The organism is Leucobacter sp. cx-42, from assembly GCF_014529985.1.
Classification (GTDB): Bacteria; Actinomycetota; Actinomycetes; order Actinomycetales; family Microbacteriaceae; genus Leucobacter.
Map to the genome: position 1 here is coordinate 1 of NZ_JACVMU010000007.1, position 13,700 is coordinate 13,700.

A 13,700-nucleotide genomic window follows, 5' to 3' on the forward strand; every position below is an offset into this window, starting at 1 on the left:
ACCACGCATTGGGTTGGCGATGTCGTCGTTGGCACGGTTAATGGTGCCGGACATTAGTGATCTGGTTCTAGCGGCGTGATGACGCGGTTAGATCAGGGTTCCATCCACTCTTTTTGGCCTATAAGCCGACAGTTTCTGCCGAGATTGATGGTCTCATGCGCCTGAAAGACCTTGTTTCGGGAAACGGGCCTGTTTCGAGGCAGTGGCTGTGTTTCCTGTATGTGGCAACAGGTGGGTCGGGGAGCGGTGTGGGGGCTCCCGTTCTTTGCCGCCAATATGTAATCGGCCGTAGATATGTTCCAGGGGGCCTGAAACGGCATATTGAGGGCAGATCGCATATCTACGGCAAGAGTCTCAGCCGTGGCGGCGCACCGGAGCGGTTTGGCTGGACATTCTGGTTTACGAGAAGGAAACACGAACTGTCACGGTGAATTGCGGCGGTGATGGACTCGATTGCCCGGAAGGTCGTTGGTTTTGGAAAAGAAATTCCGACACGGCGCGCGACACGGGCAAATGATTTGCGATTGCGCTTCGCAGGCCGCTACTATCGTAAACGTTGCTTCGGCAATGATCCCCTGTAGCTCAGTTGGCAGAGCGCTTGACTGTTAATCAGGATGTCGCTGGTTCGAGCCCAGCCGGGGGAGCAAGCAAGACCCTCACCTTCGGGTGAGGGTCTTTTGTTGTGTCCGTGGCTTTCTGGGCGCGGCGCTCAGATGCTGGTCACCCAGCAGTCCAGCAGCCCTGCCACCCGGCGACCTCGCAATCCGCCGACACGCGGGGTGAATCGAAGATGTGCGTCACCACGCTTTTCCACTATGCTGATCGAGGTGCTTCTGCACTGGATAACTCTCAGAGTTATGGGGATGTAGCTTAATGGTAAAGCTCCAGTCTTCCAAACTGGCTACGCGGGTTCGATTCCCGTCATCCCCTCCACTGAACCCCTGCCTCGGCAGGGGTTCTTGCGTTTCGGGACTCACGCGCAGCGTCACGCCCCTGGCCTTTGATGATGCCCGGTTGGGCGATTCTGAGCTCACCTCTGGCTCGGTATTGCCAACTCGCTTCACAAACATCTGATGAATCTGCTACAGTCACTCCGTAAGGTTCGCCTTGCATAGATCTGATGTTTGAAGTGAAAGGCCCGGAGCATGCTCGCGACGCTACTTATTGGAATGCGTGAGGGGCTCGAAGCGGCGCTAGTGGTGAGCGTTCTGCTCGCGTACGTCAACAAGATCGTTCGCCGAGATGCAGCTCGGAAGATTTGGTTTGGCGTTGGTGCAGCGATTCTGCTGTCGCTCATTGTTGGTGCGGTGCTGACGTACGGGGCCTACGGCCTCTCATTTGTGGCGCAGGAGGCAATCGGTGGCACGCTGTCGCTCGTTGCCGTTGCGATGGTCACCTGGATGGTGTTCTGGATGCTGAAGATGTCGCGGGGCTTGAGTGGTCAGCTCCGCGATCAGCTCGACAAGGCGCTGCTTGGCGGTGGTTGGGGAGTGGCCGCGGTTGCGTTCATCTCCGTGGCCCGCGAGGGCATTGAGACCGCGCTCTTTATCTGGGCGACGACGCGAGCGAGCGATACGACTCCGCTCGTTGGTTTTCTGTCAGCAATCTCGGGCATTGTCATCGCTGCGGTGCTCGGCTGGGCACTCTACCGCGGGCTCCTCGTGATTAACCTCACGGTGTTCTTCCGTTGGAGCGGTGTGCTGCTGATTATCTTCGCTGCAGGAGTGCTTGCGTATGGCGTGCACGACCTGCAGGAAGCCGGGCTGCTGCCCGGGCCGTTCATGCCAGTACCTCTGAGTGCAGGACCCGTGGTGGCGAGCTGGTTTGGTGAGGCTGCCTGGGCCTTCCAGATTTCGCACGTCATCGCGCCAGACGGGTTCCTTGGTGTCCTACTGAAGGGCACGATTGGTTTCTCACCTGAGATGACCAAACTCGAGGTGCTGGCATGGGCCACCTATCTCATCTGTGTGCTCCCGCTCTTCTTGGTGCGTTCGTACCGCTCGTCGAAGCCCGCTTCACGGCCCGCCGCTATCTCAGCGTCGGCGACGGCAGAGAAGGCGGGCTGACGCTTCGACGGGTCAGCCCGCCGCGCCCGCACCGGCGAAGTAGCACACCTGCGACGATCCGCGCCCGTATTTTTCTCCCATGTCCCGAAAGGACCATTCGTGATTTCCACGCACTCTCCCTCCACACTTCGTCTGCTCGGCGCGGCAGGCGCCTGCGGCATCGCGACGCTTGCGCTCACTGGCTGCGTGCCGAACGGCGCAGCCGATGCGACGACGATCGCGGTTACGGCGTCAGACGACGGCTGCTCGGTATCGACCGCGTCCGCTGACGCAGGCACCATCACGTTCCAGGTGAAGAACTCTGGCACGAAGGTGAATGAGTTCTATGTCCTCGGAAGCAACGAACTCACGATTGTCGGCGAGGTGGAGAATATTGCCCCAGGCGCCACCCGTGAACTGACGATTCAGGTCGGTGCCGGCGACTACTTCACGAGTTGCAAGCCCGGCATGATCGGTGCGGGCGTGGGTCAGGCAGCATTCACCGTCAGTGGCGATGCTGTGAGCGCCTCGCCTGAGGAGGAAGCGGTCATCGCACAGTACATCTCGTATGTGAAGACGCAGACCGAGGAGCTCGTGCCCGAGGTGCAGGCGTTCGTTGACGCCTACAAGGCCGGCAATGACGATGAAGCACGCGCCCTGTTCCCGATCGCACGCATTAATTACGAGCGGATCGAGCCCACGGCCGAGCAGTTCGGTGATCTGGACCCGAAGATTGACTACCGTAAGCCCGGCGCGATTGAGGAAGGCCTCGAGTTCACCGGTTTCCATCGAATTGAGCAGGATCTGTGGCTCGAGCGTGCCATCGAGAACTACTCGCAGCCCGAGAAGAATCACTATCCGAAGGATGACCTGGTTGCGCTGACTCCTGAGCAGCGTGCAGAGCTCGGCGATCAGCTTGTTGCTGACGTCACCGAGCTCAAGAACAAGGTCGCAAGCCCTGACTTCACGCTCACCCTCGCAGATATCACTGAGGGCGCAAAGGGCCTGCTTGACGAGGTCGCTGCACCCGATGGCAAGCTGCCTGGCGAAGAGAACGAGTTCGCGCACACCGACCTCTACGACTTCGTCGCAAATGTGGAAGGCGCTCAGGTGGCGTTCGACACTGTGCGTCCGCTGCTCGTAGCGAACGGTGGCGAGGAGCTTGCGACCGAGCTCGACACCCGGTTTGCCGAGATGTTTGAGCTGCTTGCGACCTACGGTTCGTTTGACGCGGGCTTCGTCTCCTACGACACGGTTGATGCGACACAGCGCAACGAGCTCGCAGCAAAGCTCACCGCCCTGAGCGAGCCCATGTCACGCCTGACCGCTGGTGTAGTCAAGGCCTAGCCCGAGTTCGGCCAGAGAAACCGCAAGAAATCCATGTTTTCCGACGACGTCACCACACCCACCCCAACCGACCCCGCTGATTTGTCAGTCCCCACAGCGCCACAGGGTCGACAGCAGCGCAACACGCACTCCGAAGGCGCAGGCGACGCAGGTCGGGCAGGCCAGAATTCCTCCCTGGTTCGTCCGTCACGTCGCGGCCTCTTCGGTCTCCTCGGCGCCGGTGCCGCGGGACTTGCGCTGGGTGGCGTCGCCGGAAATGTTCTCCAGCGGGGGCGCGGATCAGCCGCGGCCCCCGCACAGTCGGCCGTGACGTTTGCTGGACCTCACCAGGCCGGTATCGTCACTCCAGCTCAGGATCGGTTGCACTTCGCTGCGTTCACCATGAATACGGGGGCGACGCGCGACGACCTCATTTCACTGTTGCGTGACTGGACCGCTGCGGCGAGCGCGCTCGCGCGCGGTGAAGAGGTGGGTGAGGGGATGGAGCCTCAGAACGCGCTCTTGCCGCCTGATGACACTGGAGAGGCCTCCGGTCTCGGCCCTGGCAATCTGACGCTGACGTTTGGGTTTGGGCGTTCGTTGTTTGTGGGCAGTGAAGCTGGCGGTACCGGCGCGACGGGTACTGGGGCAGACCCGTTCGGGATCCGCGACCAGTTGCCGAAGCAGTTTGAGCCGCTGCCGTCGTTTGCCTTCGATCTCCTTGATGCGACGCAGAGTGGTGGGGATCTGTGCGTGCAGGCGTGCAGTGATGATCCGCAGATCGCGGTGCATGCGATCCGTAATTTGGCGCGTATTGCGACTGGTCGAGCGCATATGGCGTGGAGCCAGTTGGGGTTTGGTCGCACAGCCTCGACCTCGCTTGAGCAGGACACCCCACGAAATCTCTTTGGTTTCAAGGATGGCACTGCGAATGTCATGGCCGAAGAGGCCGAGGAGCTTGCCGATCACGTGTGGGTGGGGAACGAAGCGCCTGAGTGGATGCGAGGTGGCTCGTATCTTGTGGCTCGAAAGATTCAGATGACCATCGAGACGTGGGATCGCGCGAACCTGGCAGAGCAGGAGCGCATCTTTGGGCGCACGAAGCGTGAAGGCGCGCCGCTGACGAGTGCGCATGAGTTTGATACGCCTGATTTCGATGCGATGGATAGCGCGTCAGGTGACCCGAAGATCGACGTGGCTGCGCATGTGCGGCTTGCACATCCCGTGCACAATGGGGGAGTGCGACTGCTTCGCCGTGGCTACAACTATGTTGACGGGTCGAACTCGCTTGGCCAGCTCAATGCCGGACTGTTCTTTATCTCGTTCCAGCGTGACCCGGCGAGCTTTGTGCGGGTGCAGCAGTCACTCAAAGGCGATCTACTGAACGAGTACATTCGCCATATTGGTTCAGGTCTGTGGGCCGTGCCGCGTGGACTTGAGCGTGGAGGCGACGAGTTCATTGGCCAAGCGCTATTTGAGTAACGGTTCGTATTCCAATTTTGCGGAGCTCGCTCCCGCGTTCTAAACTCCCTAACGACCATTAGTTAGGCGGTTACCGTGACAGAGACTCGCTCGCGCATCCTCAGCGCAGCATTGCTTCGCTTCGCGCAGTCGGATTACACCTCGACGTCCCTCAAAGACATCGCAGCGGATGTTGGCATTAAGGCGCCATCGATCTACGCGCATTTCACGAGCAAAGAAGAGCTCTACGCAGAGGTCTATACGCGCTCGATCGGTGACCACCAAGACTTCTTCAACGCTCGGATCGACGACGCTGCTGCGCTCGAGCCGATCGAGCGTCTCCACCAGCTGTTCACTGGCGTGCGAGAGTTCTATCGCTCGCGCCCTGAACTCCTTGAGTTTCACCTGAGCACCGCACTCGGACACAATCGAGCAAAGGCGCCAGGCATGGCCGACACATTCCAGGTTTGGGATGCCGATTTGTCGGCAGCCGTCCGAGAGGCATATCTCGAGGGCGTTGCACGGGGGCAGTTCACGAGCCTGTCACCCGAGGCCTTTACATCCCACTTCATGTGCCTCCTGGATGGGTTGTTCCTCCAGATGGGCCACTATCCGTCTGCGCTCTATGACGCGCACCTCACTCAGACATGGGATGTCCTTGTGCAGTTCCTCACTGCACACACGTCCCAGGAGAGCTCGTAATGTCTCACACCACTGAACCTCCATCGGCGAACGCGCCCGTGGCTGCACCGACCGAGAAGGCCCGTTCCGACTACGAATTGGGCACAGTCCCCGCTGCGGAGCGCAAAGGTTGGCTCCCGATCGCTGGCATCTGGATCGCGATCGGTATCGACCTTTCGGGCACGATCATGGGTGTTTCGCTCGGTAGCGGCTTGCCCTTCGGCGATGCGCTCGCTGCCACCATCCTCGGATCTGTACTGCTTGGCCTGCTGGCCATGGCGTGCACCTATGTTGGTGCCGCAACCGGCCTCACGAGCGCAATGCTCTCGCGCGCGGTCTTTGGTCGCGTCGGTGGCCTCGTGATTGCGGTCGCGATGGCGATCTCCTCGCTCGGCTGGTTCGGCGTGCAGACCGGCTTCTTCGCTGACAACGCGCGCGTCGCGTTCGACGAGCTCTTCGGCATGAGCGTTCCCGTGCAGGTGTTCACGGTCATCGGTGGCGCGCTCATGATCCTCACCGCGCTCTGGGGCTACCGCTCGATCCAGCGCCTGAGCTCATGGGCTGTGCCCCTGCTCATCGCGTTGCTCGCGCTCGCGGTCGTCATGGCCTTCATGCAGTTCGGCACCGGCGACCTCTTCAAGGACGTCGCTCCCGCGTTCAGCTTCGGCGGTGCGGTCTCGCTCGTCATGGGCATCTTCGTGTTCGGCGTCATCGTGTCGCCGGATATCGCGCGCTGGGCAAAGACCCCCAAGCAGGCAATGGCTGCTGGCTTCGTCGGCTTCTTCATCGGCAACTCGCTCATCGTGATCGTCTCGCTCGTCCTCTCGCGCGTCATGGGCACTGAAGACTTCATGCGTATGTTCTTCATGCTCGGCCTCGGTGGCGTTGCAATCGTCGTCCTCACGCTCGCACAGTGGACTACGAACACCAACAACCTCTACTCGGCCGCGCTGAACCTCTCGGCTGTATTCCCGAAGGTCAGCCGCCGCGCACTCACCCTCATCGGTGGCGTCGTCGCGATCGCGGCAGCGCTCGCTGGCATCTACGACGCGTTCATTCCCTTCATCTCGCTCATGGGCACCTTCATCGCGCCCTACGGTGGCGTCTACCTCGCTGACTTCTTCACGCACGTGAAGGGTCGCCTGCGCACCGGCAGCACCGAGGTTCCGAAGATCGATGGCTGGGCATTCGTCGCGTGGGGCATCGGCTGTGTCGCCGGTCTCCTCACCACGAACCCGCACGATGGTTTCGGCATCGGTGTCATGACCATCACCACGATTCCCGCGCTCGACGCAATTCTCGTTGCGTTCGCAGCGCACATGGTCATCGGTTGGGTGCGTCGCGCAGCCAGCTCGAATGCCGTCACCGCACCCGTACACGCAGGCGCACAGACCGAAGGAGCGGAAGGTTGAGCACTGATCACCTCACCGTCATCACCGAAGCGGATATCGACGACATCGCCATTGGCGCTGCCGTTCTCGGTACCGGCGGCGGCGGCGACCCCCACGTAGGGTCCCTGCACGCGAAGCGTGCGATCCGCCTCCACGGCGAGGTTCCCGTGCTGCAGGTTTCTGATCTCGACGACGAGGGCCTCGTAGTTCCCGTCGGCATGATCGGTGCCCCGTCGGTGTCGATTGAGAAGATCGCTGGCGCAAACGAGCTCAGCCGTGCGCTCGACATGCTTGAGCAGGGGACAGGTCAGCGCATTGCTGCCATCATGCCGATCGAGATCGGTGGCGGCAATTCGCTCATCCCGATTGCTGCGGCCGCTGAGCGTGGCCTGCCGATTGTTGACGGCGACGCAATGGGTCGCGCGTTCCCCGAGGCGCAGATGGTGACGTTCCACCTCGCAGGCTACGGCCCCGGAGCAACCGTGCTCGTGGACGCGCAGGGCAATGCCGTGCTGTCCTACCCGATTAACGGCGCGTGGTCGGAGCGCCTTGCGCGCGTGATTACGTTCGAAATGGGCGGATCCGCCACCATGATCGACTACGCCTACCCCGGCGCTGTCGCTCGCGAGTGCGCGATTCCCGGCACGCTCACCATGGCGCGCGATATCGGCCGCATGCTCCGCAGCTCGGAGCTCCGCGATGACGAGCGCACCGATGCGATGCTCGAAAAGCTCGGCGGGTTCCGTCTCTTCATGGGCAAGGTCACCGAGATCGAACGTGCGGTACAGGGTGGCTTCACCCGCGGCCGCGCAGTGCTCGCAGGAACGGGCGCGGATCGCGGCGACACCTTTGAGCTCAGCTTCCAGAACGAGATGCTCCTGGCAACGCGCAATGGCGAGCTCGCTGCGGTGACCCCGGATCTCATCGCCGTCCTCGATCAGGCCACCGGCCACCCAATCACGACAGAGACCCTGCGGTATGGCGCGCGCGTCACAATCGTGGCGTTCCCGTGCCACCCGCAGTGGCGCACGGAGCGCGGCATCGAGACCGCGGGCCCCGGCTACTTCGGCTACGACGTCGAATTCACGCCAGTAGAAACGTTGATGGCAGCAACTGCTGAGGAGGCACGCGCATGAGCTACCGGATTGGTATCGACGTCGGTGGCACAAACACCGATGCCATCGTCCTCGATGCCGAGCGCCGCGTGCTCGCATCGGTCAAGACCCCCACCCAGGCGCAGTCGGGCGACGGCGTCGCACGCGCGATCGACCTCGTGCTCGAGGCATCGGGCGTTCCGAGCAGCGAGGTGCGCTCGGCAATGCTCGGCACCACGCACTGCACGAACGCGATTGTTGAGCGCAAGGGACTCGGAAAGGTCGGTGTGCTCCGACTTGGCGGCCCGGCGACGAGCGCAGTGCCCCCGTTCGAGGGCTGGCCAGCAGACCTGCAGGCAGCGGTCGAGGGTCCCTCGTTCATCATCGCCGGCGGCAATGAGTTCGACGGCCGCGAGATTAGCGCGCTTGACGAGGCTGGCATCCGCGAAGCTGCAGCGGCAATGCGCGGCAAGGTCGACGCGATCGCAATCGTTGGCGTCTTCTCACCCGTCGCGACCGCACACGAGAACCGCGCCGCTGAGATCGTCGCGGAGATCATCGACGTTCCGATCTCGAAGTCGGTCGAGATCGGCTCGATCGGCCTGCTCGAGCGTGAGAACGCGACGATTCTGAATGCTGCGCTGATCCGCACACTCGGTGACATGGCAGCCGGCTTCGAGCGCTCGCTCGCTGAGCATGGCATCGACGCAGACATCTACTTCGGCCAGAATGACGGCACCCTCATGCGCCTCGCCTATGCACTGAAATACCCGGTCTTCACCATCGGCTGTGGCCCAACGAACTCGATTCGTGGTGCGGCGCACCTCTCCGGGGTATCTGACGCGCTCGTTGTTGACATCGGTGGCACCACGACCGACATCGGTGTGCTCGTTGACGGTTTCCCGCGTCAGTCGGCGCACGCGGCAGAGATCGGCGGCATTCGCACGAACTTCCGCATGCCTGACGTCCTCTCGGTGGGTCTCGGCGGCGGCACGATCGTGCGCGGCCTTGGTGCGAACGGCACCGGCGCAGACGAGCCGATGAAGCTCGGCCCGGATAGCGTCGGCTACCGCATCGCAAGTGAAGCGCTCGTTTTTGGCGGATCGACCGTCACCGCAACCGATATTGCGGTTGCGGTCGGTCGCCTCGAGATTGCGGATGCGCAGACCCCGGAGCTCCCGGCAGATGTCACGGCGGCAGCCGATCAGGCGATCCGCGAAATCATCGAGGAAGCCATCGATCAGATGAAGCCGAGCGCGGCGCCAGTGCCCATCGTGCTCGTCGGTGGCGGAGCCGCAATTTCACCGACCGAGCTTGCTGGCGTTTCTGAAGTCATTCGCACCGAGCACTCGAGCGCTGCAAACGCAGTTGGTGCGGCACTCGGTGACGTTGCTGGCCAGGCCGAACGGGTGTTCTCGCTGCGCGAGATGACCCGCCAGGAGGCCGTCGCTCTCGTGCGTGACGACGCGATTGCGCGCGCGGTCGCAGCGGGCGCGGATCCTGATACCGTCGAGGTCCTCTCGCTCGAGGAGCTGCCCGTCGCCTACATGGAAGACACGGTCATCGTCCGCGCTCGCGCGGCCGGTCGCCTCGCGTAGTTTCGCACTGACGCCGCACAGCGGTAAGTTCGTCAGACACAACGGCCCACCCACACCACAGTGCGGGTGGGCCGTTGTGTACGTGCTGAGGGATGATCCGCCCCCAGAAGCTGGGAATTGGCGCTGGCACGAATTTACATAGTGATGCTATGTAAATCTGGTACACTGCAGTCGTGACCAAACATTCTCCTGCTGGGCGGGAAGCGCTTGAGGCGCTCTCCCTGGAATTTATTGTTTCCGCTGCGCGATTGACACGCGTCGTCGGGAAGAAATCTGGCTCTGCGTACTCGTCGAACGCGTGGCGAGTGCTCTCTGACCTTGAGCGTCACGGCGCGCAACGCGTGAGTGACCTCGCGCAACAGCAGAACGTTGCCCAACCAACCATGACAGCGCTCATGCAGCGTCTCGGTGGTGAGGGATGGGTGACGCGCGAACCTGACCCGACGGACGGGCGCGCAACACTGGTCACCATTACACCAGCCGGTGCCGCTGCCCTCGCCGACTACCGCACCAAGGCGGCGGCCGTGCTCGTTCCGCACCTCGCCGATCTCCCCAGCGAAGACCAGGCGACACTCCTGCGGGCGGCAGCGATCATGCACCGAATCGTCGAAGTCGCGTAACCACACGCGGCCGTAAGCAAAGGAACGAATACGAATACCGAGACTCCACCCAAAGTTTCACTCTGGCGACAGCCGACCGCCGTCTGGGCAATTGCGTTTGCATGCGCGATCTCCTTCATGGGCATCGGTCTCGTCGACCCGATCCTCCCCGCGATTAGCCATGAACTTGGCGCATCACCCAGCCAAACGATGCTCCTATTCACGAGCTATCTGTTTGTTACCGGCGTCGCAATGCTCTTCACCAGCTGGGTATCTGGTCGGCTCGGAGTTCGCTGGACCCTCGTCATTGGCCTCATTCTCGTTGTCATCTTCGCAGCCCTGGCAGGCGCCGCAGGTTCGGTGGACGCAATCATCGGCTTCCGTGCGGGGTGGGGCCTCGGGAACGCGCTCTTCATCTCAACCGCGCTTGCGGCAATCGTCGGCGCGGCCTCGGGCGGATCACGTCAGGCCATCGTGTTGTACGAGGCCGCGCTCGGTGTTGGCATGGCGGTTGGTCCACTCGTTGGCGGCGCGCTGGGCTCCATCTCGTGGCGCGGGCCATTCTTTGGCACCGCAGCGCTAATGGCGGTCGCGCTCGTCGCGATCCTCGTGTTCCTCAAGTCGCCCAAGCAGCCCGCCACGCAGGCGGCAGCAGTACCGGCGGGGGAGAAGCCTTCACTGCTTTCCAGCTTCCGCGCGCTTCGCAACCCGGCACTCCGATCGCTCGCGCTCGTTGCAGTGTTCTACAATTTCGGCTTCTTCGTACTCCTGGCGTACAGCCCGTACCCAATGGAGGCGGCCGCAAAACTCGCTGGCGCTGACGCATTCGGCGCGCACGAGCTCGGGTTCGTTTTCTTCGGCTGGGGTGTCGCGCTCGCGCTCACCTCCGTGCTGGTGGCTCCGGTGCTCACGCGACGGTTCGGCCTTGCGGCCGTCCTGTTTGTCATGCTTGGCGGCCTCACCGTGTGCCTCGTGCTGCTCGGGGTGTTCGTCAACTCCCTCACCGGGCTGGTGGTCGTTGTGGTGGTGAGCGGGTTGCTTCTCGGTGTGATTAATACCGCGCTCACGGAAGCGGTGATGGAAGCCACCGACCTCCCGCGCAACGTGGCGTCATCGACCTACTCAGGCGTGCGCTTCATTGGTGGCGCGATCGCACCAGCGGTAGCCGGCCCCATCGCGGCAGCATTCGGAGCGCCGGTGCCCTACTGGGTCGGAGCCGCAGCGGTGCTCATAGCGATTGTGGTGCTGGCCTGCTCGCATAAGCGACTTGCACACATTGGTGCAGAGCATCGTAACCCAGTCGCCGAAGCGGCAATCATTGGAGCAGGTGACGCGGCCTAGTCCCACTGAACACCCCCTGAGCATTCCCGCTCAGGGGGTGTTTCTCTTCCCTGGTCACTGTTAGCCTGGCTCGACACCGCAAAACTGCCTGCCTGAACAAGGAGAGCAACATGAACGACATCACCGCATCCGGTATCGAAATTCAGCGAGAGTTCGATGCAGCACCAACCTCGGTCTTCACTGCATGGACGACGGGTCAGTCGTTCGCGCACTGGTTCGGTGGTGCCGGAGTAAATGTTCCACTTGAACACTTGGAATACGTCGCAGAGACTGGTCGTGAATGGCGAGCGCGAATGGAACTCCCGGACGGCAACCACATCGACTGGACGGGTGAGTTCATCGAAGTCACCCCCGGTGCGCGCCTGGTGCTCACAATGACGGACCAGCCCGCCGACCCATCGCGGGCGGTGATCGTCGTTGATCTTGAGAGTTCCGAGCGTGGCACGCTGATGAAGTTCACCCAGGAAACTCCCGGGTTTACCCCCGAACAGCAGTCGGCAGTACTGCAGGGCTGGGAGTCATTCTTCGATGCAATGGCAGAACTTCTGCCGCGTTAACGCGTGATGACACGCCCAGGAACCGCCAGATAACCAACCCGGGTTGCTTTCCAAGGGGGAGTATCGGCTAGACTTTCCCAGGTTGCGCATTTCTCAATGCGTAACTACCGAGAACCCACAGGGTTACGGGGTATAGCTCAGCTTGGCTAGAGCGCCCGCTTTGGGAGCGGGAGGTCGCAGGTTCGAATCCTGTTACCCCGACCAGGGCCGTCCGGTCCGATTCGCAGCCCTAACACAACGATGAGAGGCCAAATTGCCGAAGACGATCGCTGAGAAGCTCACCCCGACCCGCGTCAAGTTCAACGTGACTGTCACGGCAGACGAGCTTGCGCCGTACCTCAAGACCGCGTACAAGACGGTTGCCGAGCAGGTCAACATCCCCGGCTTCCGCAAGGGCAAGGCTCCCGCGCAGATCATCGATCAGCGTGTTGGTCGCGACGCAGTTGTTCAGGAAGCAGTGAACGCTTCGCTCGATGACTTCTTCCGCGCGGCTCTCGAAGAGTCCGGCGAGCAGCCCATGGGCCGCCCGACCGCTGACGTTGTGACCTGGCCTGAGGCTAAGGACGCGGATCTCGAGCTCACCTTCGAGGTTGAGGTTCGTCCCGAGTTCAAGCTCCCCAAGTACGCTGGCATGAAGATCACCGTTGATAACGCTGAGATCGACGATGCAGCTGTTGAGGCTGAACTCACCAAGCTCCGCGAGCGCTTCGGCACCCTCGTAACCGCTGACCGTCCCGCAAAGACCGGCGACTTCGTCGAGCTCGACCTTCTCGCGAAGATCGACGGCGTTGAGGTTGACCAGGCAAGCGGCGTTTCGTACGAGGTCGGCGCAGGCAACCTGCTCAACGGCACCGACGAGGCAATCGAGACCCTCACCGCTGGTGAGTCGACGACCTTCACCTCGCAGCTGCTCGGCGGCGAGCACGAGGGCAAGGACGCAGAGGTTGAGCTCACCCTCACCGCTGTCAAGGAGCGCGAGCTTCCTGAGGCGAACGATGACTTCGCACAGCTCGCGAGCGAGTTCGACACCATCGCTGAGCTTCGCGACAGCCTGAAGGACCAGGTTGGCCGCGCTGCAGTCTTCGCACAGGGCCAGCAGGCACGCGACATCTTCACTTCGACCCTCATCGAGAAGGCGGGCATCCCGGTTTCGGAAGAGCTCGTTGAAGAAGAGGTCCACAACCACCTCGAGGGCGAAGGCCGCCTTGAGGACGACGAGCACCGCGCAGAGGTTCGCAAGCAGGCAGAGGACCAGATCCAGCTGCAGCTTCTTCTCGACGCACTCGTCGACGCTGAAGAGGTCGTTCCCACGCAGAACGAACTCCAGCAGTACATCTTCCAGTCGGCACAGCAGTACGGCATGGAGCCCGGTCAGTTCCTCCAGGCAATCAGCCAGGGCAACCAGATGGGCGTCATCATTGGCGAGGTAACCCGTAACAAGGCTCTCGCTATCGCACTCGCAAAGGCAAAGGTTACCGACAAGGACGGCAACGCTGTTGATCTTACCGAGTTCACCGCTGTCGACAACGAGCCCGCTGAGGACGCAGCTGAAGAAGCAGCGACCGAAGAGGTAGCAGCAGACGAGAAGTAGTCTTCTCGCACTGCAC

General features: G+C 62.0%; 11 protein-coding genes and 3 tRNA genes. All 14 read left to right on the forward strand.

The window, feature by feature from the left end:
- Positions 1-571: 571 nt before the first annotated feature.
- Positions 572-644, forward strand: a tRNA-Asn gene (locus tag ICM05_RS07565).
- A gap of 215 nt (positions 645-859) precedes the next feature.
- Positions 860-933 (forward strand) — tRNA-Gly (locus ICM05_RS07570).
- A 212-nt stretch (positions 934-1,145) separates the two neighbouring features.
- Positions 1,146-2,066, forward strand: coding sequence for an iron uptake transporter permease EfeU (gene efeU, locus ICM05_RS07575; RefSeq protein ID WP_188023986.1), 921 nt, complete (start codon positions 1,146-1,148; stop codon positions 2,064-2,066).
- A 99-nt stretch (positions 2,067-2,165) separates the two neighbouring features.
- Positions 2,166-3,392: an iron uptake system protein EfeO gene (gene efeO / locus ICM05_RS07580; protein WP_353055847.1), complete on the forward strand. Its 1,227-nt coding sequence runs from the start codon at positions 2,166-2,168 to the stop codon at positions 3,390-3,392.
- Positions 3,393-3,425: 33 nt separating this feature from the next.
- Positions 3,426-4,853 (forward strand): iron uptake transporter deferrochelatase/peroxidase subunit, encoded by a 1,428-nt coding sequence (efeB, locus tag ICM05_RS07585; protein WP_188023987.1) that lies wholly within the window; start codon positions 3,426-3,428, stop codon positions 4,851-4,853.
- Between the two features lie 75 nt (positions 4,854-4,928).
- Positions 4,929-5,534 carry a TetR/AcrR family transcriptional regulator gene (locus tag ICM05_RS07590; RefSeq protein WP_188023988.1) on the forward strand — a complete coding sequence of 202 codons (606 nt, stop codon included), beginning with the start codon at positions 4,929-4,931 and terminating at the stop codon, positions 5,532-5,534.
- Positions 5,534-6,925, forward strand: a complete 1,392-nt coding sequence (locus ICM05_RS07595) for a cytosine permease (RefSeq protein WP_188023989.1) — start codon at positions 5,534-5,536, stop codon at positions 6,923-6,925. Before ICM05_RS07590 ends, ICM05_RS07595 begins: the two co-directional genes overlap by 1 nt.
- Complete coding sequence (locus tag ICM05_RS07600; protein WP_188023990.1) at positions 6,922-8,040, forward strand: DUF917 domain-containing protein; 1,119 nt, start codon at positions 6,922-6,924, stop codon at positions 8,038-8,040. The genes ICM05_RS07595 and ICM05_RS07600 overlap by 4 nt, the downstream gene beginning before the upstream one ends.
- Positions 8,037-9,596 carry a hydantoinase/oxoprolinase N-terminal domain-containing protein gene (locus ICM05_RS07605; protein WP_188023991.1) on the forward strand — a complete coding sequence of 520 codons (1,560 nt, stop codon included), beginning with the start codon at positions 8,037-8,039 and terminating at the stop codon, positions 9,594-9,596. Before ICM05_RS07600 ends, ICM05_RS07605 begins: the two co-directional genes overlap by 4 nt.
- A gap of 173 nt (positions 9,597-9,769) precedes the next feature.
- On the forward strand, positions 9,770-10,216 hold the full coding sequence (locus ICM05_RS07610; RefSeq protein ID WP_188023992.1) for a MarR family transcriptional regulator: 447 nt from the start codon (positions 9,770-9,772) through the stop codon (positions 10,214-10,216).
- Positions 10,217-10,306: 90 nt separating this feature from the next.
- The gene (locus ICM05_RS07615; protein WP_353055867.1) at positions 10,307-11,536 is read left to right on the forward strand and encodes an MFS transporter; all 1,230 of its coding nucleotides are present in this window, start codon (positions 10,307-10,309) and stop codon (positions 11,534-11,536) included.
- Between the two features lie 110 nt (positions 11,537-11,646).
- Positions 11,647-12,093: an SRPBCC domain-containing protein gene (locus ICM05_RS07620; RefSeq protein ID WP_188023994.1), complete on the forward strand. Its 447-nt coding sequence runs from the start codon at positions 11,647-11,649 to the stop codon at positions 12,091-12,093.
- Positions 12,094-12,219: 126 nt separating this feature from the next.
- Positions 12,220-12,297 (forward strand) — tRNA-Pro (locus ICM05_RS07625).
- Positions 12,298-12,346: 49 nt separating this feature from the next.
- Complete coding sequence (gene tig / locus ICM05_RS07630) at positions 12,347-13,684, forward strand: trigger factor (RefSeq protein WP_188023995.1); 1,338 nt, start codon at positions 12,347-12,349, stop codon at positions 13,682-13,684.
- Positions 13,685-13,700 lie beyond the last annotated feature (16 nt).

Excerpts from the sequence above, each read along its gene's own strand:
- efeU (WP_188023986.1), top strand. The coding sequence starts at position 1,146 with ATGCTCGCGACGCTACTTATTGGAATGCGTGAGGGGCTCGAAGCGGCG.
- efeB (WP_188023987.1), top strand. The coding sequence starts at position 3,426 with ATGTTTTCCGACGACGTCACCACACCCACCCCAACCGACCCCGCTGAT.
- ICM05_RS07595 (WP_188023989.1), top strand. The coding sequence starts at position 5,534 with ATGTCTCACACCACTGAACCTCCATCGGCGAACGCGCCCGTGGCTGCA.
- ICM05_RS07605 (WP_188023991.1), top strand. The coding sequence starts at position 8,037 with ATGAGCTACCGGATTGGTATCGACGTCGGTGGCACAAACACCGATGCC.
- ICM05_RS07620 (WP_188023994.1), top strand. The coding sequence starts at position 11,647 with ATGAACGACATCACCGCATCCGGTATCGAAATTCAGCGAGAGTTCGAT.